Source organism: Paracoccaceae bacterium (assembly GCA_033344815.1).
Taxonomy (GTDB): Bacteria; Pseudomonadota; Alphaproteobacteria; order Rhodobacterales; family Rhodobacteraceae; genus Roseobacter.
The window spans coordinates 3,717,534-3,740,467 of the sequence record JAWPMR010000001.1; the positions used below are offsets into that span (position 1 = coordinate 3,717,534).

At 54.7% G+C, this 22,934-nt stretch carries 17 protein-coding genes and 1 tRNA gene; 16 read left to right on the forward strand and 2 right to left on the reverse strand.

Annotated elements, in window-relative coordinates:
* Nucleotides 1-164 precede the first annotated feature (164 nt).
* Complete coding sequence (gene parC / locus R8G34_17300; protein MDW3224610.1) at nt 165-2,468, forward strand: DNA topoisomerase IV subunit A; 2,304 nt, start codon at nt 165-167, stop codon at nt 2,466-2,468.
* Between the two features lie 11 nt (nt 2,469-2,479).
* Here the strand turns inward: parC and R8G34_17305 are convergent, their stop codons facing one another.
* Nucleotides 2,480-3,850 carry a cytochrome P450 gene (locus R8G34_17305; protein MDW3224611.1) on the reverse strand — a complete coding sequence of 457 codons (1,371 nt, stop codon included), beginning with the start codon at nt 3,848-3,850 and terminating at the stop codon, nt 2,480-2,482.
* Nucleotides 3,851-3,979: 129 nt separating this feature from the next.
* Between R8G34_17305 and R8G34_17310 the strand changes: the two genes are divergently transcribed.
* Complete coding sequence (locus R8G34_17310) at nt 3,980-4,603, forward strand: hypothetical protein (GenBank protein ID MDW3224612.1); 624 nt, start codon at nt 3,980-3,982, stop codon at nt 4,601-4,603.
* 111 nt (nt 4,604-4,714) lie between these two features.
* Entirely contained in the window at nt 4,715-5,890 is a 1,176-nt protein-coding gene (tuf, locus tag R8G34_17315; protein MDW3224613.1) for an elongation factor Tu, read from the forward strand.
* Nucleotides 5,891-6,021: 131 nt separating this feature from the next.
* Here the strand turns inward: tuf and R8G34_17320 are convergent, their stop codons facing one another.
* On the reverse strand, nt 6,022-6,342 hold the full coding sequence (locus tag R8G34_17320; GenBank protein ID MDW3224614.1) for a hypothetical protein: 321 nt from the start codon (nt 6,340-6,342) through the stop codon (nt 6,022-6,024).
* A gap of 54 nt (nt 6,343-6,396) precedes the next feature.
* Here R8G34_17320 and R8G34_17325 point away from each other — a divergent pair, with 54 nt between their 5' ends.
* The 13 genes from R8G34_17325 (at nt 6,397) to R8G34_17385 (ending at nt 22,622) form a co-directional block, all read left to right on the forward strand.
* Complete coding sequence (locus R8G34_17325; protein MDW3224615.1) at nt 6,397-7,053, forward strand: CatB-related O-acetyltransferase; 657 nt, start codon at nt 6,397-6,399, stop codon at nt 7,051-7,053.
* Between the two features lie 79 nt (nt 7,054-7,132).
* Nucleotides 7,133-7,208, forward strand: a tRNA-Trp gene (locus R8G34_17330).
* A 488-nt stretch (nt 7,209-7,696) separates the two neighbouring features.
* The gene (gene secE / locus R8G34_17335; GenBank protein MDW3224616.1) at nt 7,697-7,894 is read left to right on the forward strand and encodes a preprotein translocase subunit SecE; all 198 of its coding nucleotides are present in this window, start codon (nt 7,697-7,699) and stop codon (nt 7,892-7,894) included.
* A 206-nt stretch (nt 7,895-8,100) separates the two neighbouring features.
* Nucleotides 8,101-8,634, forward strand: coding sequence for a transcription termination/antitermination protein NusG (gene nusG, locus R8G34_17340; protein ID MDW3224617.1), 534 nt, complete (start codon nt 8,101-8,103; stop codon nt 8,632-8,634).
* Between the two features lie 104 nt (nt 8,635-8,738).
* Nucleotides 8,739-9,164: a 50S ribosomal protein L11 gene (gene rplK, locus R8G34_17345; protein MDW3224618.1), complete on the forward strand. Its 426-nt coding sequence runs from the start codon at nt 8,739-8,741 to the stop codon at nt 9,162-9,164.
* 1 nt (nt 9,165) lies between these two features.
* Nucleotides 9,166-9,864: a 50S ribosomal protein L1 gene (gene rplA, locus R8G34_17350; protein MDW3224619.1), complete on the forward strand. Its 699-nt coding sequence runs from the start codon at nt 9,166-9,168 to the stop codon at nt 9,862-9,864.
* A gap of 241 nt (nt 9,865-10,105) precedes the next feature.
* The gene (rplJ, locus tag R8G34_17355; GenBank protein MDW3224620.1) at nt 10,106-10,621 is read left to right on the forward strand and encodes a 50S ribosomal protein L10; all 516 of its coding nucleotides are present in this window, start codon (nt 10,106-10,108) and stop codon (nt 10,619-10,621) included.
* A 76-nt stretch (nt 10,622-10,697) separates the two neighbouring features.
* Nucleotides 10,698-11,072, forward strand: coding sequence for a 50S ribosomal protein L7/L12 (gene rplL / locus R8G34_17360; GenBank protein ID MDW3224621.1), 375 nt, complete (start codon nt 10,698-10,700; stop codon nt 11,070-11,072).
* Nucleotides 11,073-11,359: 287 nt separating this feature from the next.
* Nucleotides 11,360-15,496 (forward strand): DNA-directed RNA polymerase subunit beta, encoded by a 4,137-nt coding sequence (rpoB, locus tag R8G34_17365; GenBank protein ID MDW3224622.1) that lies wholly within the window; start codon nt 11,360-11,362, stop codon nt 15,494-15,496.
* Nucleotides 15,497-15,585: 89 nt separating this feature from the next.
* Nucleotides 15,586-19,833 carry a DNA-directed RNA polymerase subunit beta' gene (gene rpoC / locus R8G34_17370; GenBank protein MDW3224623.1) on the forward strand — a complete coding sequence of 1,416 codons (4,248 nt, stop codon included), beginning with the start codon at nt 15,586-15,588 and terminating at the stop codon, nt 19,831-19,833.
* 240 nt (nt 19,834-20,073) lie between these two features.
* Nucleotides 20,074-20,424 carry a hypothetical protein gene (locus R8G34_17375; GenBank protein MDW3224624.1) on the forward strand — a complete coding sequence of 117 codons (351 nt, stop codon included), beginning with the start codon at nt 20,074-20,076 and terminating at the stop codon, nt 20,422-20,424.
* A 3-nt stretch (nt 20,425-20,427) separates the two neighbouring features.
* Nucleotides 20,428-21,660 carry a biotin/lipoyl-binding protein gene (locus tag R8G34_17380; protein MDW3224625.1) on the forward strand — a complete coding sequence of 411 codons (1,233 nt, stop codon included), beginning with the start codon at nt 20,428-20,430 and terminating at the stop codon, nt 21,658-21,660.
* Nucleotides 21,661-21,725: 65 nt separating this feature from the next.
* Nucleotides 21,726-22,622, forward strand: a complete 897-nt coding sequence (locus R8G34_17385; GenBank protein MDW3224626.1) for a DMT family transporter — start codon at nt 21,726-21,728, stop codon at nt 22,620-22,622.
* Nucleotides 22,623-22,934: the final 312 nt, after the last annotated feature.

A 22,934-nucleotide genomic window follows, 5' to 3' on the forward strand; every position in this document is an offset into this window, starting at 1 on the left:
TTTGACCGTTTTGGGTCTGTCACAATCGAAATTGGTTTCTTTTCGCGGCAATTCACAGTTTGGCATACGATTTTTATGATGTTGCGGCCGCGCCCAAGCAAACCGGTGTGGTTTCGATCATATCCTGCTTGTTTGGGCGTCTGCAGAGCGTTACACAACCTCTAATGGCCGACGATATTGATATTCCCGACATGCCGCATGACGATTTGTCCGAACCTTTGCGTCGGGCTTTGGGCGAGCGTTATCTGACCTATGCACTCAGCACGATTATGCATCGGGCATTGCCGGACGCGCGTGACGGTCTGAAGCCGGTTCATCGACGAATACTCTATGCGATGCGAGAGTTGCGGCTAAATTCAACGGGCGGTTTTCGCAAGTCGGCGAAGATCTCTGGTGACGTGATGGGTAATTATCATCCGCACGGGGATGCGGCAATTTACGACGCCATGGCGCGGCTCGCACAAGATTTCAACGTGCGTTATCCGCTTGTCGACGGGCAAGGAAATTTTGGCAATATCGATGGGGATAACCCAGCGGCCAGTCGATATACCGAAGCCCGCATGACCGCTGTTGCCGAGGCAATGCTTGATGGGCTGAATGAAAACGCTGTCGATTTTCGTGAAAACTACGATGGAACGCTGACCGAGCCTGTCGTATTGCCCGCGCAGTTCCCGAATTTACTCGCCAATGGATCCAGCGGGATCGCTGTGGGCATGGCAACAAATATCCCACCTCACAATATTTCGGAGCTTTGTGATGCCTGTATCCACCTGATCAAAACGCCGGATGCACGCGATGATACGCTGTTGAACTACGTACCGGGTCCGGATTTTCCAACGGGTGGCGTGATCGTGGAGCCTCCCGAAAATATCGCGACGGCATATCGTACCGGGCGTGGGTCATTCAGGCTGCGGTGTCGTTGGGAAATTGAGGATCTTGGACGCGGTCAGTGGCAGATTGTGGTCACGGAAATCCCGTACCAAGTTCAAAAATCTAAACTGATCGAGAAGATCGCGGAGCTTATCCAAACCAAAAAGATACCTATTTTGGCAGACGTACGCGACGAGTCTGCGGATGATGTGCGCATGATCATTGAGCCTAGATCGCGGTCTGTAGATGCGGATGTTCTGATGGGCATGCTGTTTCGAAACTGCGATCTGGAAGTCCGGTTCTCGCTGAATATGAACGTGTTGATTGACGGTCTCACGCCCAAAGTGTGTTCGATGAAAGAAGTGCTGCGTGCTTTCTTGGACCACCGCCGGGAAGTTCTGGTCCGTCGCTCTACGCATCGGTTGGAAAAGATCGATCATCGTCTGGAGGTTCTCGAAGGGTTCATCATTGCCTTTTTGAACCTTGACCGCGTGATCGATATCATCCGTTACGATGAGGACCCAAAAGCTGCCTTGATGCGTGAGGACTGGGGTAAAACGCATGCCCGCGCGATGGACGAGGCCGATTACGTTTCGCCATCCGCAGGCGAAGGTGAGCTCAGCGAAATCCAGGTCGAAGCCATTTTGAATATGCGCCTGCGGTCCTTGCGGCGCCTTGAAGAAATGGAATTGTTGCGCGAGCAGTCCGATCTGATGGAAGAACGGGCCAGCATCGAGGACTTGCTGGAAAGTCCGCAACTACAATGGGATAGCATCACGGCCCAGTTGCGTGAGACGAAAAAACAATTTGGCAAAGATTACGCAGGTGGTGCGCGTCGCTCGACCTTCGCCGAAGGCGCTGTCATTGAAGAAGTCCCCATCGAAGCGATGATCGACCGCGAGCCCATCACCGTTGTTTGTTCGCAGATGGGGTGGGTACGGGCCATGACCGGGCATATTGATCTGACCCGCGAGTTGAAATTCAAAGACGGCGATGCGTCACGGTTTATCTTTCACGCCGAAACAACGGACCGGTTGCTGGTGTTTGGCTCAAATGGCCGGTTTTATACAGTATCTGCGTCAAATTTGCCCGGTGGGCGGGGCATGGGTGAACCACTTCGTTTGATGGTTGATCTGCCCAATGAGGCCGAAATCGTGACTATTCTGACCCATCAGGCCGGGCGCAAACTCCTCGTCGCTTCCAACGCGGGGGACGGTTTCGTCGTGCCGGAAGATGATGTGATTGCGCAGACCCGCTCGGGCAAGCAGGTGTTGAACGTACGCGGTGATACACGGGCTTTGGTCTGTAAACCTATTGAGGGTGACAGCGTGGCTGTCGTGGGCGAAAATCGCAAAGTGCTTGTGTTTGGCCTTGATGAACTGCCGGAGATGGGCCGTGGCAAGGGCGTGCGATTGCAAAAGTACAAAGACGGCGGCCTGAGCGACGCAACCACATTCACTGGCTCTGAGGGTCTCAGCTGGCTCGACCCGGCAGGGCGCACGCGCACAGAAAACGAGCTCACTGAGTGGACCGGCAAACGTGCGAGCGCCGGTCGCATGGCACCGCGTGGATTCCCAAGAGACAATAAATTCAACTGACGCTGAGTCACCTAGATGGGCTCTGCCATCAACCAAACCCCACCTTCAGGTCGCAAGGTCAGGATCATCACAGGATTAGGATCACGCCCTTTCACGGGTGTAAAACGGAACCTTCCGAGCAGCGTGGCAAGGATGATCACTGCCTCTTGCAGAGCAAATGACGCGCCAATGCAAATGCGTGGCCCATCGCCAAAAGGCAAGTAGGCGTAACGGTCAATCGCTTTTCGGTCCGCAAACCGATCCGGATCAAATTGATCGGGATTGTTCCAGAGCATTTGATGCCTGCCCAAAGCATAAATTGGGATCATCACCGTATCGCCGGGTCGGATATCCGCGCCACCAAGATCGTCCGCCTTTTGGGCCGTGCGCGATACAATTCCTGCCGGGGGATAGAGGCGCAAAGCTTCATCAATGATCTGCCGTACCATTGGCAATTGATCGACATCATCCCCTGTGGCGGACCGTTCGCCCAAAACGTTTTTTACTTCTTTGCGCGCACGGTCCTGAACACCTGGATCGAAGGCGCACAGGTAGAGCGACCAAGCGAGAGTTAGGGCGGTTGTTTCATGTCCGGCAACAATGAAGGTCAATAGATTGTCGCGTAATTCTGCAGTGTTCATACTGCGTTTCGTTTTGGGATCCTCTCCAGCAAGCAGAAGGTCCAAAAGGTCCGGGATTGTGCCTGGTCCGCGCGCCGCACGCGCCTCTATTGCGCGGTCAGCATCTGCCTTCATGCTGCTCATCGACTGCGCTGACACGATCCGTCCCGGACGTGGCATCCAATCCGGCGCGCCCAATACATCAAGCAAAGACACACGCCCGGCTTCGGCGACATAAGCGTCGATGGAGCGATGAATGGCTTCTCGATCGAAACTGCCGTCATCGCTGAATGTGACTTCGGAAATCACGTCGAAAGTGGCCGTGATCATCTCATCCAGCAGATTTATCGCCTTTGGTCCTGCCTGGCCAATCCGATCCGCACTCCGTTTTGCCGCTGCAGTCATCACCGGGGCAAGAGCACGCACGTTGCGATGCGAAAAAACAGGAGCGGCCATGCGTCGTTGCCATCGCCACTGCGCGCCCTCCGCTATAAAAAGTGAATCGCCTACTGCGGGTCGCAACAGGTTTTTGGTCACAATGGATTTCGGGTAATTATCCAGCTTGTCCAACAGCATCTGGCGAATTGCCGTGGGCTCCATGATCATATGCCAACGCCGCCCGGTCTTTCCGGAAACGACCGGATCACGCGTCGCAATCTCGGGTATGATGCTCAAAATGTTTTCTCGCATCAGGCGGAAGCTCTGAAGTACGTTTTGTTGTTCGCGCACCAGTGAAACGCGTACTGGCAGATGAATTGTACTGTCTGTGGCTGGTTTGAGCATGAATTCCCACCCTTAATGCCGAAAAATAGCGTGGATCATGCGGGCTTCCACCTATGAAATGGGGCGGCGGATTGCACGCCCGCATGGCTTGAGCTAGTCAGGTGCACAAGAAAAACAAACGGGTGCAGTATGATCAGGCTTCTCATGGTTCTAACGGGCGTACTTGGACTTGCTGCCTGTACTGGGGCCAGTGACCTTAATGAACCTCCGGTGCCTCTGGGTAATTTCAGTCTGGAGCACAATATTGTGGTTGCACCGAAAGTTGAGACAACCGCAACAGTAAGCCGGGAGGTTACCCAAAAAGAGCTTACGGATGCCGTACAACTGGCAATTGCTGAGCGTTTCGACAGGTATGAAGGTTCAAAGAAGTATCATTTTGGCGTGAGCATCGAAGGGTATGTTTTGGCCAAGCCAGGCGTTCCGGTCTTGCTGGCCCCGAAGTCAGCGATGATTTTGCGGATCACCGTTTGGGATGATGCACAGGGCAAGAAACTCAATGAGGAGCCCGAGCAGCTTACCATTTTGGAAACATTGGACGGCGATAGTATTATCGGCACCGGTTGGACCCAGACGAAAGACACGCAATTGCGTAACCTGTCGCGGAATGCAGCTCAGGCGATCGAAAACTATATCGTAAAACAGAATGCGGAACTGGGTTGGTTCAAGGATGAAGTCGGTGAAACAGGCGCTGTTATCGGCGGCACCGACTCCACTGTGACGACCTTGAAAAGTGAAGCGCTTAGCGAAGAGTAGTCGATCGACTCAACTCGTGCTTGATTTCCAACGATGATCGCAATACATCGCGCGCCATGTGAATAGCGGGGTCAATCATGGCCCCTTGCAAGGAAAAGGGCGCCTCTCACCATGGCAAAGGCAAAGTTTGAACGTAATAAACCGCACGTAAACATTGGCACGATTGGTCACGTTGACCACGGCAAGACGACGTTGACGGCGGCGATCACGAAGTATTTTGGCGATTTTCAGGCCTATGACCAGATTGATGGTGCGCCCGAAGAGAAAGCCCGTGGCATCACGATTTCCACGGCACACGTGGAATATGAGACCGAAAACCGTCACTATGCCCACGTCGATTGCCCGGGCCATGCGGACTATGTGAAAAACATGATCACGGGTGCGGCGCAAATGGATGGTGCGATCCTGGTGGTGAACGCGGCTGACGGCCCGATGCCACAAACCCGCGAGCACATTCTGCTGGGTCGCCAGGTCGGCATCCCGACGATGGTTGTCTACATGAACAAAGTCGACCAGGTCGATGACGAAGAACTGCTGGAACTGGTTGAGATGGAAATCCGCGAGCTTCTGTCCAGCTACGAATATCCTGGTGACGACATTCCTGTGATCCCCGGCTCGGCGCTGGCGGCGATGGAAGGCAACAACCCTGAGATTGGTGAAGAATCCATCAAGAAGCTGATGGCGGCTGTGGATGAGTTCATCCCGACGCCGGAGCGTGCGATTGACCAGCCGTTCCTGATGCCTGTGGAAGACGTGTTCTCGATCTCCGGTCGCGGGACTGTTGTGACGGGCCGTGTTGAGCGTGGCGTGATCAACGTGGGTGACGAGATTGAAATCGTTGGCATCCGCGACACGGCGAAAACCACCTGCACGGGCGTTGAAATGTTCCGCAAACTGCTGGATCGTGGTGAAGCTGGTGATAACATCGGCGCATTGTTGCGCGGGATCGACCGTGAAGGCGTTGAGCGGGGACAGGTGCTGTGCAAGCCCGGTTCCGTGAAGCCCCACACCAAGTTTGAAGCCGAAGCCTATATCCTGACCAAGGATGAGGGTGGGCGTCACACGCCGTTCTTCGCAAACTACCGTCCGCAGTTTTACTTCCGCACAACGGATGTGACGGGCACGGTTCAGCTGGCAGAAGGCACCGAAATGGTGATGCCGGGCGACAACGTGTCCTTTGGTGTTGAGCTGATCGCGCCGATCGCCATGGAGCAGGGCCTGCGTTTCGCGATCCGCGAAGGCGGCCGCACCGTCGGCGCCGGCGTCGTCAGCAAAATCACAGAGTAAGCTGCACAAAGAGCCGTGGATAAAAAATAGAAATGGGCCATCGCTATTCGGTGGCCTATTTGTCGTAAAGGCTTCTATCAGCGGTCGGGCGGGTCAAGCGATTAAGGTCGCTCAATACGAGAGTGAAAACTCTAATATTGTTGGAGACCAGATGTATCGCCGATCTGCACACTGTCGCTTTCATTTCCAGCAACATCCGTAATTGGATGGTTCATTTTAATGGCACATCCAGCCAGTATGATTGCGAAGGTTGCGACAAAGGAGATAAATTCCTTATGCACCGTTACGTTCCTTATTCTCGTTGTTTCCTGTAATCTGGCAGCAGTCAAAAATGTCTGTTCCGTTTTGGTTTCGCGAAATTGCGCGCCGTGAACCTGACCTGCCTGCAAATCGCTGGTGTGTAAGTGAACCGGATCACATATGTTGGCTTTTTTAAGTGCTGCGCTTTTCAAACGCTGCGTGTCGGATGAATCCGGGGGCAGCGACCGATCAATCGGAGACGTCCCATGAGTATGCCACCCCCTGACACAGTCCACCCGGTAGTGTTGCCTGATGGGACGGCGCTGCCCAACAATGTGTTCTTAAAAGCGGTGATAGATCATCCACGCATCACTGTCGGTGAGTATACCTACGCAAATGACTTTGATCCGCCGGCGGATCCTGCCGCCTGGGCGGGCCGTATCGCGCCGTATCTTTTTCCCACATCTTCGGATAGGTTGGTGATCGGCAAGTTCGGTCAATTTGCCCATGGTGTTCGCTTTATCACCCACTCTGCCAATCATGACATGCGTGGGTTTTCCACTTATCCTTTCGCGATTCACGATCCGCAACGGATTGTGTCCTATGCGACTGCCTTGCCAAAAGGGCGGGATACGGTAATTGGCCATGACGTTTGGATCGGCGCTGACGCACGCATTCTGCCCGGGGCTCGCATTGGCTGCGGAGTAATCATCGGCACTGGAGCGGTCGTAGGGGGTGATGTGCCAGACTACAGCGTGATCGTGGGTAATCCCGGTCGCATAGTTAAAAGCAGGTTTGAACCGGAAACAGTCGCGCGGCTAATGGCGGTGTCGTGGTGGGATTGGCCCATTGAAACCATCGTGGCGCATGAGGCGTCAATCGTTGGTGCAGACATAGATGCGTTGGAAACAGTCATGCATTAGTTGTGATCGATTTTTCCTGCTATGCCGTGCGATCCCCCTTGAACCCAGCAGCATTTCCGACTAGGCCAATCCCCGGCATAGGGGTTTAGCTCAGTTGGTAGAGCATCGGTCTCCAAAACCGAGGGTCGTGGGTTCGAGTCCCTCAGCCCCTGCCAATTCTGAGAAGGCGCTAAGGAACGCTGCACGAGTGGTGGCGATAGTCCCAGACTGATATCATCTGCTGAAAACAAACATTCGGTGTTCTGGCAAGTCTGTGTGTGGGTAAGATTGCTCCGTACCGTGTTGAATTGAGTGACAACCGCAAGATGACGCAGCCATAGCGTCCAGCTCTCGAAATGATGTTGTTTCGCTTCTGCCGTTGGTGGGTCCGACTGGTAAGCTTGGCCGTTAGCGTAAAAACAGATGCGAAAAACGCGTCGAAAGCCGAGTTTGTTTGGCAATCGTTTTGACCAAAGCCTTCGAACAACAAATAACGTGACCGGTACCCTGCTAAGCCAGTTTTTTGAGAGGCAAATGAAATCCCGCAAATGCCGGGAAACGGGTGGCTCAGGAGGCACGCACATTTGGTTGGCTTGTTGGCTGCTCTTGAACTTCTTCGAAAGGCTCGCTATGTGACCAGGCACGCAACTTAGGACGATGATCGATGACAACGACCAACCCGCTTCAGTTTATTCAACAGGTCCGAGCGGAAGTGGCCAAAGTGGTTTGGCCCACGCGGCGTGAAGTCATGCTGACTACCGTCATGGTGTTCATTCTAGCCGCTCTGACTGCGGTATTCTTTGCAACAGTCGATATCATAATTCGCGGCGGTCTACAGGCCGTGTTGGGCATGTTTGGCTAAAGCCAGACGCGCGGGTCAAAAAACCAACCAAACCCCTTGAAACATTTGGTCGTGCGGAGTATTCGGCACACCTGACTTCAAACAGGGCGTGCGGCGATTCGGGCTGCGCGCCGATTTTTGTTGAGAGTGATAAGGCTAAGCGCCTGTAAGTTTTAGAAATTCTGGCGTTCGTAGCTTCGCCTGACAAGACAGGGACCAAAGATCAGATGGCAAAACGGTGGTATTCGGTCAGTGTTCTGTCGAACTTCGAAAAGAAGATAGCAGAACAAATCCGTACATCCGTGGCTGAACAGGGCCTTGAGGATCAGATAGACGAAGTATTGGTGCCAACCGAAGAAGTTATCGAAGTGCGTCGCGGCAAGAAGGTCACGACGGAGCGTCGCTTCATGCCTGGTTATGTGCTGGTGCATATGGAGATGTCAGATGGCGGTTATCACCTGATCAATTCGATCAACCGCGTGACCGGCTTTCTGGGTCCACAGGGGCGCCCAATGCCAATGCGTGATGCGGAAGTGAACGCGATTCTGAACCGTGTTCAGGAAGGCGAAGACGCGCCGCGTACGCTGATCCACTTTGAAGTGGGCGAGAAGGTCAAAGTCGCGGACGGTCCGTTTGAAGATTTCGACGGGATGGTCGAAGAGGTAGATGACGAAAACCAGCGCCTGAAGGTGACGGTGTCGATCTTTGGCCGGGAAACGCCGGTCGAATTGGAATTCACGCAGGTCAACAAACAGATCTGACGTGCAACTTGTGGGAGGCGAGGGTGCCGCGGCATCCGGACCGAACCACAACAACAATCAGCTGAGCCGGCGCGCCGGAGCAGTGTTGGAAAAGGAGAAGGCCCATGGCCAAGAAACTCGTTGGCAGCATGAAGCTGCAAGTGCCCGCCGGGCAAGCAAACCCCTCCCCGCCGGTTGGTCCGGCGCTGGGTCAGCGCGGCATCAACATCATGGAATTCTGTAAGGCGTTCAACGCCAAGACAGCTGACATGGAGGCGGGTGCGCCATGTCCGACCGTGATCACCTACTATCAGGACAAGTCTTTCACCATGGATATCAAGACGCCGCCTGCGTCCTACTATCTGAAGAAAGCCGCCAAATTGAAGTCCGGTGCAAAAACACCGTCGCGTGAAGTTGTTGGTCATGTGACATCCAAGCAAGTGCGTGAAATCGCTGAAGCGAAGATGAAGGATCTCAACGCCAATTCTGTCGAAGCGGCCATGAAGATCATCCTGGGCTCAGCCCGCTCCATGGGCATCGAGGTAAAGTAAGATGGCAAAGCTTGGAAAAAGAACCCGCGCCGCGCGCGAAGCATTCGCTGGCAAAGGCAATGTAACCGTCGAAGAAGCCGTGACATTGATTAAAGCTAATTCGAACGTGAAATTCGATGAAACCGTTGAAATCGCCATGAACCTCGGTGTTGATCCGCGTCACGCCGATCAAATGGTGCGTGGTGTGGTTGGTTTGCCGAATGGCACAGGTAAAACTGTTCGTGTTGCGGTATTCGCCCGTGGGCCAAAGGCCGAGGAAGCCGAAAAGGCGGGTGCGGACATCGTTGGTGCCGAAGACCTTATGGAAATCGTGCAGGGCGGCAAAATCGAATTTGACCGCTGTATCGCAACGCCTGACATGATGCCGATCGTCGGCCGTCTTGGAAAAGTGCTTGGTCCGCGCAACCTGATGCCGAACCCGAAAGTTGGTACCGTCACAATGGACGTCGAAGCCGCTGTGAAAGCAGCGAAAGGCGGCGAAGTTCAGTTCAAGGCCGAAAAAGGCGGTGTCGTGCACGCAGGTGTCGGCAAGCTGAGTTTTGATGAAGCTAAACTGGTTGAAAACATTCGCGCCTTTGTCGGAGCGGTGTCAAAAGCAAAACCGTCCGGCACCAAAGGGACATACATGCAAAAAATCGCGCTGAGCTCGACTATGGGCCCTGGCGTTTCAGTTTCCGTGGATAACGCGGTTACCGAATAACGAAATCTGGCGGGGCTACCCGTCTGATAAACAAGGCCAGATCATCGGCCTTGTTTCTGTCCGAGACGGAGGGTTCGAACGCAAGTTCGCATAATTCCTTCCTGAGATGGGAAACGGGAAATCACCAGCCTTCGGGCGGTTTTGGACTCGGGACCCTGAATTGGACCCGAAACGAGATGCAGGATACCGCATCTCTAAACTGAGCCGGGTAGGGAAACCTGCCCAATTTTGGAGTGAAACTGTGGATAGAGCACAAAAAGAACAGTTGGTCGACGAACTCGGCCAGATCTTTGAAAGCTCTGGCGTTGTTGTGGTAAGCCACTACGCCGGTCTGACAGTTGCTGAAATGCAGGACCTACGCGCGCGTGCACGCGATGCGGGTGGGTCTGTGCGTGTTGCCAAAAACAGGCTCGCCAAGATCGCCCTTGAGGGCAAGCCATGCGCAAGCATTGCTGACCTCCTGACGGGTATGACCGTTCTGACCTTTTCTGAGGACCCAGTGGCTGCGGCCAAGGTTGCTCAGGAATACGCCAAAGGGAATGACAAATTCGTCATTCTCGGTGGGGCAATGGGTGAGAACGCGTTGGACGCATCCGGCGTCGAAGCCGTGTCCAAGATGCCATCGCGCGAGGAGCTTATCTCCACAATCGCGGGCATGCTGGGCGCACCTGCTTCGAATATCGCCGGGTCCATTGGCGCACCTGCAAGCAATATCGCATCCATCTTGTCCACGATTGAGGACAAGGCGGCTGCCTGAAGCACATCGTCAAATCGGCGTCGGGTTGAAATCGCGACGTTGGAACACACATATCGTAAACGGAAAGAGCTAAAACATGGCTGATCTGAAAAAACTGGCAGAAGAGATCGTTGGTCTGACCCTGCTTGAAGCACAAGAACTGAAGACAATCCTCAAAGACGAGTACGGCATCGAGCCAGCAGCCGGTGGCACTGTCATGATGGCGGGCCCTGCGGACGGTGCAGGCGCTGCTGAGGAAGAAAAAACGGAATTCGATGTCGTCCTGAAGAGCCCGGGCGCATCGAAAATCAACGTGATCAAAGAAGTCCGTGGCATCACGGGTCTGGGCCTCAAGGAAGCCAAGGATCTCGTGGAAGCAGGCGGCAAGATCAAAGAAGGCGTCGACAAAGCCGAAGCCGAGGAAGTCAAAGCCAAGCTGGAAGCAGCAGGCGCAGAAGTCGAACTGGCGTAAGTCGTTCGGACTGGGGGTCGGGCTCTGATAGGGCGCGGCGGGGGTTTTTGTGGAACCCCGACACCCCAAGAAAAATAAAGCTGGGCCTGAGTTTTTCGGGTCCAGCTTAACCTGTCTTGGAAAGGGCCTTTTGCCCAAGGCTTTTTCCAAGATGCGGTTCAATGGTCGGGAGGCCGCCGGTGGGACGGCGACCACGAATAGACCGAAACGTATCGTCTCGTATGGGCGAGGTGCCGTGGCCCGACGGCATCCTTGACCGGTGAGAACTCTGAAAGGTGACACCTATTATGGCTCAATCGTTCCTTGGCCAGAAACGTTTACGTAAATATTATGGCAAAATCCGTGAAGTTTTGGATATGCCGAACCTGATCGAGGTCCAGAAGTCCTCGTACGATCTTTTCCTGAACTCCGGCGATGCTGACGTCCCAACGGACGGCGAGGGCATCACGGGCGTTTTCCAATCCGTTTTCCCTGTGAAGGATTTCAACGAAACCTCCGTGCTGGAATACGTCAAATATGAGCTGGAAAAGCCGAAATACGATGTTGAGGAATGTCAGCAACGTGACATGACCTATTCCGCGCCGCTCAAAGTGACGCTGCGGCTCATTGTGTTTGATGTGGACGAAGACACAGGCGCGAAGTCCGTAAAAGACATCAAAGAGCAAGACGTGTTCATGGGTGATATGCCTTTGATGACACCCAACGGAACGTTTGTTGTGAACGGCACCGAGCGTGTCATCGTGTCTCAGATGCACCGCTCGCCCGGTGTGTTTTTCGATCACGACAAAGGTAAGACGCATTCATCCGGCAAACTGCTTTTTGCCTGCCGCATCATCCCCTATCGCGGCAGCTGGCTCGACTTTGAATTCGACGCAAAAGATATCGTTTTTGCCCGGATCGATCGTCGTCGCAAATTGCCTGTGACAACGCTGCTCTATGCGCTTGGTCTCGACCAGGAAGCGATCATGGACGCGTATTACGACACAGTGACCTACAAGCTGAAGAAGAATAAGGGCTGGGTCGCCCCGTTCTTCCCGGATCGCGTGCGCGGAACTCGCCCGACTTATGATCTGGTGGATGCAAAAACCGGCGAAATCCTGTTTGAAGCTGGCAAGAAAGTCACGCCACGGGCCGTCAAGCAGTTAATCGACGAGGGCAAGGTAACCGAACTCTTGCTGCCTTACGAGCATATCGCGGGCAAATTTGTCGCCAAAGACATCATCAACGAAGAAAACGGCGCGATTTACGTCGAAGCCGGTGATGAGATGACATTGGAGTACGACAAAGACGGCACGCTCATTGGTGGAACGGCCAAAGAGCTCGTCGATGCTGGTATCACCGAGATCCCATTGTTGGACATCGACAACGTCAATGTCGGTCCCTACATGCGCAACACCATGGCGCAGGACAAGAACATGAACCGCGACACCGCGCTCATGGACATCTACCGCGTCATGCGCCCAGGCGAGCCGCCCACCGTTGAAGCGGCCTCTGCGCTGTTTGATACGTTGTTCTTCGATTCCGAGCGCTATGATTTGTCCGCCGTGGGCCGCGTGAAAATGAACATGCGTCTGGCACTTGATGCTGAAGACACCCAGCGTACGCTGCGCCGCGAGGACATCGTGGCCTGCATCAAAGCGCTCGTCGATCTGCGTGATGGGCGCGGCGACATTGACGACATCGACCACCTTGGGAACCGCCGCGTGCGCTCTGTCGGTGAGTTGATGGAAAATCAATATCGCGTTGGTTTGTTGCGCATGGAGCGCGCGATCAAAGAGCGGATGTCTTCGGTCGAGATCGACACGGTAATGCCGCAAGATCTTATCAACGCAAAACCAGCTGCGGCTGCGGTGCGTGAGTTCTTTGGCTCCTCGCAGCTCAGCCAGTTCATGGACCAAACCAATCCGCTTTCGGAAGTCACGCACAAACGTCGCCTTTCTGCGCTCGGGCCAGGGGGTCTGACACGCGAGCGTGCGGGTTTTGAGGTGCGCGACGTGCATCCCACGCATTATGGCCGGATGTGCCCGATTGAAACGCCGGAAGGGCCGAACATTGGTCTGATCAACTCGCTGGCAACTTTCGCCCGCGTGAACAAATATGGCTTTATCGAAACGCCATATCGCAAAGTCGAAAACCGCAAGGTCACCGACGAAGTGCAGTATATGTCCGCAACCGAGGAAATGCGTCACACTGTGGCGCAGGCGAACGCCAACCTTGATGGGGACATGAAATTCGTCAACGATCTGGTTTCTACACGGAAGTCGGGCGACTACACTCTGTCACCTTCGGAGAGTGTGGATCTGATCGACGTCAGCCCGAAACAGTTGGTCTCGGTTGCGGCTTCGCTTATTCCGTTCTTGGAAAATGACGACGCGAACAGGGCCCTGATGGGCTCCAACATGCAACGTCAGGCGGTACCTCTACTACAAGCCGAAGCACCTCTTGTTGGTACGGGCATTGAAGAGGTTGTGGCACGCGATTCGGGCGCCGCGATTATGGCGAAACGCGCCGGCATTATCGACCAAGTGGATGCGCAACGGATCGTTATTCGCGCAACTGCCGATCTGGAACTGGGGGACGCGGGTGTGGACATCTACCGCATGCGTAAATTCCAGCGTAGCAACCAGAACACCTGCATCAACCAGCGTCCGTTGGTCAAAGTGGGTGACACGGTTCAAAAAGGGCAGGTGGTTGCTGATGGTCCGTCCACCGATATGGGGGAGTTGGCGCTTGGCAAGAACGTCGTCGTCGCCTTTATGCCGTGGAATGGTTATAACTACGAAGACTCCATTCTGATCTCCGAGCGGATTGCCCGCGATGACGTCTTCACCTCGATCCACATCGAGGAATTTGAAGTCGCCGCGCGTGACACGAAGCTTGGGCCAGAAGAGATCACCCGCGATATCCCGAATGTCGGTGAGGAAGCCCTGCGCAACCTCGACGAGGCGGGCATCGTCTATATCGGTGCCGATGTGGAGCCAGGCGATATCCTTGTGGGTAAGATCACCCCCAAAGGTGAAAGCCCGATGACCCCGGAAGAAAAACTCCTCCGCGCGATCTTCGGTGAAAAGGCCTCTGACGTGCGCGATACCTCGTTGCGCGTGAAACCGGGTGATTTTGGCACGGTCGTCGAAGTGCGTGTGTTTAACCGACATGGCGTGGAAAAAGACGAACGTGCGCTGCAGATCGAGCGCGAAGAAGTCGAACGTCTGGCACGTGACCGCGATGATGAGCTCGCGATCCTGGATCGCAACATCTATGCGCGTCTGAAGTCGATGATCATGGGTAAGATTGCGGTTAAGGGCCCCAAAGGCGTTTCCTCGAACTCCGAGATCACCGAAGACCTGTTGCAGATGCTGACCCGCGGTCAGTGGTGGCAATTGGCGCTCAAAGACGAAGCGGATGCGCAAGTCGTAGAAGCTCTGAACGAGCAATACGAGATCCAGAAACGTGCGCTTGATGCCCGTTTTGAGGATAAGGTCGAGAAAGTCCGCCGCGGCGACGATCTGCCCCCGGGTGTGATGAAGATGGTCAAGGTTTTCGTAGCGGTGAAGCGCAAGCTGCAGCCGGGCGATAAAATGGCCGGTCGTCACGGAAACAAAGGTGTTATTTCCAAAGTGGTTCCTATGGAGGACATGCCATTCCTCGCGGATGGGACACCTGTTGATTTCTGTCTGAATCCTCTGGGCGTTCCTTCGCGTATGAACGTCGGTCAGATTCTTGAAACCCATATGGGTTGGGCGGCACGTGGCCTTGGGATCAATGTGGATGAAGCTCTGCAGGAATATCGTCGCTCTGGTGATCTGACGCCTGTGCGTGATGCGCTGAGCCATGCTTACGGTGAAATCATCTATGAAGAAGGCATCGCAGGCATGGATGAGGAAACTCTGATCGAAACTGCCGGGAACGTCAGGCGCGGTGTGCCGATTGCGACGCCGGTTTTTGACGGGGCCAAGGAAGCCGATGTGAACGACTCGCTCAAACGGGCGGGCTTTGACACATCCGGTCAATCGGTGCTGTTTGACGGTCGTACGGGTGAGCAATTCGCGCGCCCTGTGACTGTCGGTGTTAAATACCTGCTGAAACTGCACCACCTTGTGGACGATAAAATCCACGCGCGTTCTACCGGTCCATACTCGCTGGTCACCCAACAGCCTTTGGGTGGTAAAGCGCAGTTCGGTGGGCAGCGCTTCGGGGAAATGGAGGTCTGGGCTCTGGAAGCTTATGGCGCTGCATATACCCTGCAGGAAATGCTGACCGTGAAATCGGATGACGTGGCCGGGCGGACGAAAGTCTATGAAAGCATCGTCAAAGGCGAGGACAATTTTGAAGCGGGCGTGCCCGAAAGCTTCAACGTTCTTGTCAAAGAAGTCCGTGGCCTCGGCCTCAATATGGAACTCCTGGACGCGGAGGAGGATGAATAACGGTGGCCCAAAAGCCCACCCTACGGCGCGATCCGTAAGGTGGGCTTTAGGCCACTTTCCTCCCATGCTCCCCTTTCAAGGATTTGAAAATGAACCAGGAACTGACAAACAACCCGTTTAACCCGCTGACACCGCCCAAGGTGTTCGATGAAATCAAGGTTTCTCTGGCATCGCCAGAGCGCATCTTGTCGTGGTCTTTCGGGGAAATCAAAAAACCCGAAACCATCAACTACCGGACGTTCAAGCCGGAGCGTGATGGTCTTTTCTGTGCGCGTATCTTTGGCCCGATCAAGGATTACGAATGCCTCTGCGGCAAATACAAACGCATGAAGTATCGCGGCGTTGTCTGCGAGAAATGCGGCGTGGAAGTCACGCTGCAAAAAGTCCGCCGTGAGCGGATGGGTCACATTGAGCTGGCCTCTCCGGTTGCGCATATCTGGTTCTTGAAATCGCTGCCGTCCCGCATCGGTCTAATGCTGGACATGACGCTGCGCGATCTGGAACGCGTGCTCTATTTTGAAAACTACGTCGTTATCGAACCGGGTCTCACGGAACTCACCTATGGTCAGATGATGACCGAAGAAGAGTACATGGACGCGCAAGACATCTATGGAATGGACGCCTTCACCGCCAACATCGGTGCTGAAGCGATCCGTGAAATGTTGGCGGCTATCGATCTTGAGGCCGAAGCAGACCAGCTCCGCGCTGATCTGAAAGAAGCCACTGGCGAGTTGAAACCCAAGAAGATCATCAAGCGTCTGAAGGTGGTTGAATCCTTCCTTGAATCCGGCAACCGCCCGGAGTGGATGGTTCTGACCGTGATCCCCGTGATCCCACCAGAGTTGCGTCCGCTGGTGCCGCTGGATGGCGGTCGTTTTGCGACGTCTGACCTCAACGATCTCTATCGTCGGGTGATCAACCGGAACAACCGTCTCAAACGTCTTATCGAGCTGCGCGCGCCTGATATCATCGTGCGCAACGAAAAGCGGATGTTGCAGGAATCTGTAGATGCGCTGTTTGACAATGGCCGTCGTGGTCGTGTGATTACGGGTGCCAACAAGCGTCCGTTGAAATCGCTGTCTGACATGCTGAAAGGCAAGCAGGGTCGTTTCCGTCAGAACCTTTTGGGTAAACGCGTCGACTTCTCCGGTCGTTCCGTAATTGTGACGGGACCGGAACTCAAGCTGCACCAATGTGGCTTGCCTAAAAAGATGGCGCTCGAGCTTTTTAAACCGTTCATCTATTCGCGCCTGGAGGCCAAAGGGCTTTCCAGCACCGTGAAACAGGCCAAAAAGCTGGTTGAAAAAGAGCGGCCCGAAGTCTGGGATATCCTCGATGAGGTGATCCGCGAACATCCCGTGATGCTGAACCGTGCGCCGACGCTGCACCGTTTGGGCATTCAGGCGTTCGAACCAGTGTTGATTGAGGGTAAAGCGATCCAATTGCATCCGCTTGTTTGTTCGGCTTTCAACGCCGACTTCGACGGGGATCAGATGGCTGTGCACGTGCCGCTTTCGCTGGAAGCCCAGTTGGAAGCGCGCGTCTTGATGATGTCCACGAACAACGTTCTGTCACCAGCGAACGGTGCGCCGATCATTGTGCCGTCGCAGGACATGATTTTGGGCCTGTACTATACCACTTTGGAGCGGGAAGGCATGCCGGGCGAAGGCATGGTTTTCGGATCCGTTGAGGAAGTACAGCACGCTTTGGACGCCGGGATGGTGCACCTGCATTCCAAAATTACAGCCCGGATTCCGCAGATTGACGAAAACGGCATGGAAGTGATGCAGCGGTTTGAAACCACACCGGGGCGCGTGCGTCTGGGTGCGCTTTTGCCGCTGAATGCCAAAGCGCCGTTTGATCTCGTCAACCGTCTGTTGCGCAAGAAAGAAGTGCAGCAGGTCATCGATACGGTTTATCGGTATTGCGGCCAGAAAGAGTCGGTTATTTTCTGTGATCAGATCATGACAATGGGTTTCCGCGAAGCGTTCAAAGCCGGGATTTCCTTCGGTAAGGACGACATGCTGATCCCTGATTCAAAGTGGCCCATTGTCGAAGAGACACGTGCGCTGGTGAAGGATTTCGAACAGCAGTACATGGACGGTCTGATCACTCAGGGCGAAAAGTACAATAAAGTGGTCGATGCCTGGTCGAAGTGTAACGACAAGGTCACCGACGCGATGATGGGTTCGATCTCTGCCAGCCAACGCAACGACGCGGGTGCTGAAATGGAACCGAACTCGGTTTACATGATGGCCCACTCCGGTGCGCGGGGTTCGGTAACACAGATGAAACAGCTCGGCGGGATGCGTGGTCTGATGGCCAAGCCGAACGGCGACATCATCGAGACACCGATCATCTCGAACTTCAAAGAAGGCCTGACCGTTCTGGAGTACTTCAACTCCACACACGGCGCGCGTAAAGGTCTGTCGGATACCGCTCTGAAAACAGCGAACTCCGGATATCTGACACGTCGTCTGGTGGATGTTGCGCAGGACTGCATCGTACGTATGCCTGACTGTGGCACTGAAACCTCGATCACCGCCGTGGCCGCAGTCAACGATGGTGAGGTCGTTTCGTCCTTGTCTGAGCGTATTCTGGGTCGTGTTGTTGCTGAGGACATCATGCGTCCGGGTACCGACGAGGTGATGATCGCGGCTGGCACGTTGATTGATGAACGCATGGCGGACTCGGTTGAGGACGCTGGCGTGGCATCTGCGCGTATCAGAAGCCCGCTGACTTGTGAGGCGGAAGAGGGCGTTTGTGCCATGTGCTATGGTCGTGACCTAGCACGCGGCACAATGGTCAACTCTGGCGAGGCGGTCGGTATCATCGCCGCTCAATCCATCGGCGAGCCTGGCACGCAGCTGACGATGCGTACGTTCCACATCGGCGGTGTTGCTCAGGGCGGACAACAGTCTTTCCTTGAGGCCAGCCATTCCGGCAAAGTCGTCTTTGACAACGCATTGACGCTGGAAAATGCCTCCGGCGAGATCATGGTCATGGGCCGGAACATGAAGCTCATCATTCAGGATGAGAACGGCGACGAACGTGCCAGCCACAAGGTTGGATACGGTACCAAGCTGTTCGTCACCGATGAGCAGACAGTAACCCGCGGGGATAAACTGTTCGAATGGGATCCTTACACGCTCCCGATCATTGCAGAAAAATCCGGGATGGCCAAATTCGTCGACCTTGTGTCCGGCATCGCGATCAAAGATGAGACCGATGACGCAACCGGGATGACACAGAAGATCGTGATCGACTGGCGCTCGGCTGCCAAAGGCAACGAGCTGAAGCCAGAGATCATTCTGGTGGATGCCGATGGCGAGCCGGTCCGCAATGACGCGGGCAATCCGGTGACCTATCCGATGTCTGTCGATGCGGTTCTGTCCATTGAGGATGGTTCCGAGATCAAAGCCGGTGACGTTGTTGCGCGTATTCCACGTGAAGGTGCGAAAACAAAGGACATCACCGGTGGTCTGCCACGTGTGGCTGAACTCTTTGAGGCACGTCGTCCCAAGGATCACGCTATCATCGCGGAAATCGACGGCTATGTTCGTTACGGCAAAGACTACAAGAACAAACGCCGTATCGCGATTGAGTCCTCGGAAGATCCGGATCACAAGGTCGAGTACATGGTGCCCAAGGGCAAGCACATCCCGGTTGCGGAAGGTGATTTCGTCCAGAAGGGTGATTACATCATGGATGGTAACCCGGCTCCGCATGACATTCTGGCCATTATGGGTGTCGAAGCCTTGGCGGACTACATGATCGACGAGGTGCAGGACGTTTATCGTCTGCAAGGTGTGAAAATCAACGACAAGCACATCGAAGTCATTGTCCGGCAAATGCTGCAGAAGTGGGAGATCCAGGATTCCGGAGATACCACACTGCTCAAGGGCGAACATGTCGACAAGCAGGAGTTTGACCTCGCCAACGAAAAGGCGCTGGCCAAAGGCGGACGTCCTTGCAAAGGCGAACCGATCCTGTTGGGCATCACCAAGGCGAGCCTGCAAACGCGCAGCTTTATCTCGGCGGCGTCCTTCCAGGAAACCACGCGTGTTCTGACCGAAGCCTCTGTGCAAGGTAAGAAAGACAAACTGGTGGGTCTCAAGGAGAATGTAATTGTTGGTCGTTTGATCCCAGCCGGGACCGGTGGTGCAACGATGAAAGTTCGCCGTGTGGCGCAAGATCGCGACAACGTCGTGATTGACGCGCGTCGCGAAGAAGCAGAAGCGGCGGCAGCATTGGCCGCCCCGGTACCACAAGACGATGTAGTGGGTGCAGGCGTTTTTGACACTGTCATCGACCCTCACGAGGAAAGCCGCGACTAAGAACGCGACTGGATGAAGCGATTGAGCCTCCGTGTCATTTGAGACGCGGGGGCTTTTTTTATAATACTGTTGCTTTTGGTTTTTAGCGGTCCGTGGCCCGGCAGGCTATGTCTACGATGCCCCGCGTCATGAAATTAGGGTTAAAATTGGGGAATCCGGATGGCAATATCCCCAAAGACTGGCTAGGACAATTAGAGCTGGGACGATCGAAGTTCGACTTAGAGCACAGAAGGCAATTTGATGACCGAAGACATTCACCCATTGGCGCCGCATCACCTGCCGCGTTATTTCCCAGCTGCGGATGGTTCTGATTACCTCTTTACGATCATGGTCGTGTTTCTTCTCGGAGCGATTTTACTTTTTGGGATTGCGTATTTCACGCTGCATTCGCTGCCGGAGCACTTGGGACACAAGAAAGACAGCACACAGGTGCAATTGATCAGCATTCTTTGCATTCTGGCCTTGTTTACCCATAATAACCTGTTTTGGGTCGCTGCGTTGGTTCTTGCCGCTTTCCGTCCACCGGACATCTCCACGCCGTTGAATTCGATCGCCAAATCCCTGCAAAACCTTTCCAATAGAGACGGGTAGAGCATGTTTGAACTGATCTTTTCTTCACTGATCACGATACTCCCGGATTTTCTTTATCGGCGCTACAAGCAAGGCAAACGCTGGGGAAAGGAAATCACGTTCTTTACGCTCTGGTACGAGTTGCGGTTGGGGATCACACTTTGCGCAATGTTGACGACCTGTCTTATTACGATTGTTTTTTATTACCACCCGAGCACCAGCAATGTGGCGTCTGGTTTTCGGACCGTGACCATCCTTTCCGAGACGGCGGGCCGCGTTGATGAGGTCTATGTCGAGATCAACCAAGAGGTAGAAGCCGGAGATCCGATTTTCAGTCTGGATAGCGCCAGTCAGGATGCCGCCGCAGAAACAGCAAGACGCAAGATCATCGAAGTGGATGCTGCAACGGATGTGGCCACCGCGCAACGCGCAACTGCAAACGCAGTCGTCGCTCAGGCGCAAGCCGCCTATCAGCAAACGGAAGAAGACTTTCAACGTCAAACCGCTTTGCAGGCACGTGGATCGACGGTCGTTAGCGAACGGGACGTTGAAGTGTTGCGCAACGAATTGGCCGTGCGGCAGGGCGAAGTTGATGCGGCAATGTCCAACGTAAATGCCATCAACGTGCAACTGGACATTCAACTGCCAGCGCAGCGCGCCAGTGCAGAGGCTGCATTGGCGCAAGCTGAGACAGAAGTCGCCAAGATGACTGTATACGCTGGCGTCGATGGCGTGGTTGAACAATTCACCCTACGCGTAGGGGACATTATTAATCCGATCTTGCGACCAGCCGGGATTTTGGTGCCTGTCGAGGCGGGTCGCGGGCGGTTCCAGGCCGGATTTTCCCAGATTTCGGCACAAGTGGTCCAACAGGGAGGTGTCGCTGAGATGACCTGCGCGTCGAAACCTTTCACGATTATCCCGATGGTGATTGTCGAAGTTCAGGACGTGATTGCGACCGGTCAGATCAGGCCATCAGACAGTCTGGTCGATTTTGTGCGCAGTGGGCCGCCGGGCACCATCACCGCCTTTCTGGAGCCAATTTATCCGGGTCAGGCCGATGGCATCCCGCCCGGGAGCCAATGCATGGCCAATGCCTATACGGACAACCATGAGGCACTTCAGGATCCCTCGATCGGAATGGGCAAGTTCCTGTTTCTGCATGTGGTCGATACCGTTGGGGTCGTGCACGCGGCCGGCCTTCGGATCAGAGCATTGTTGTTGCCATTACAAACCCTCGTTTTTAGCGGACATTAGTCCCTTGCCGGTTCCGTTTTGATGGCAAGAGTTGCTCGCAGGTTTTTCAAAGCAGGTGGTGAGCAATGAAAGCACGCCACCGCATCATGCATGGCATGTCACCCAATCTGGTCGGCTGCCTCTTGATGATGGCGTCCATGGCGTGTTTCACGTTAAATGATGCCTTGCTCAAGGCCACCGGCGGGGACGTTCCGTTGTTCCAACTGCTGGCGCTGCGCGGTATTTTTGCAACGCTGATGATTGGCGGTCTGGCGTATTCTCAGGGTGTTTTCCAAACTCGGGTTGCCGGGCGAGACTGGGTCTTGATCGGTTTGAGATCCTTATCCGAGGTCGGGGCGGCCTATTTCTTTGTGACTGCTTTGCTGAACATGCCGTTCGCGAATGTTACGGCAATACTTCAGATGCTGCCGTTAACGGTCACGCTTGGATCTGCGATCATCTTTCGGGAAGTCGTCGGATGGCGACGCATGAGCGCTATCGCGGTTGGGTTCTGCGGGATGCTCTTGATTGTGCGACCAGGATCGGAAGGGTTCACCATCTGGTCGATTTACGCAGTGATTGCCGTTCTCTGCGTCACCGCACGTGATCTATCGACCCGCAAGTTGTCGTCTGGGGTGCCATCGCTGGTGGTAACCTTTTCTGCCTCGTTGAGCGTCCTCGTCGCCGCCGGGGCGGCCTCCCTGACAATCCAATGGGTTCCTGTCACGCCCGACCTGGGGCTTCTGATCGGAGGGTCCTCCCTTTTCATTGTGGGCGGATACTTTTTCAGCGTTCAAGTGATGCGTGCCGGGGATGTCTCCTTCATTGCGCCATTTCGCTATACCGGGTTGATCTGGGCGCTGATACTCGGGCTGATCTTCTTTGGTGAATGGCCCTCGCCACTGACGCTTTTTGGAGCGGCTGTGATCGTTGCAACAGGTGTTTTTACGCTCTACCGGGAAAATCGGATGATGCGGCACTGATCGACTGCTGGACTGTAGCGACAGCTGACGGAATTATAGTATGTGACATGCAAGTCAGGGCTGTTGACACCACCTACGACTCCTTCTATACGCCCGCTATCTCGACGGCAGGACTGTTTCCTGCGCGCCGAATTCAAAACTGAAGTGGTCACGATCCGGCCCCCTATCGGCCCGATCCTCTGTAACCCCACCGCGTCGTTTCCTCGGTACGGAAACGTGGCGGTCTTTTCGGTTTGCGCCATGGGCGCATGAACTACAAGGCGCCTTGGGCGCTTCGACGTCGTTGGTGGACGCGCCCGCGATAAAGTATAA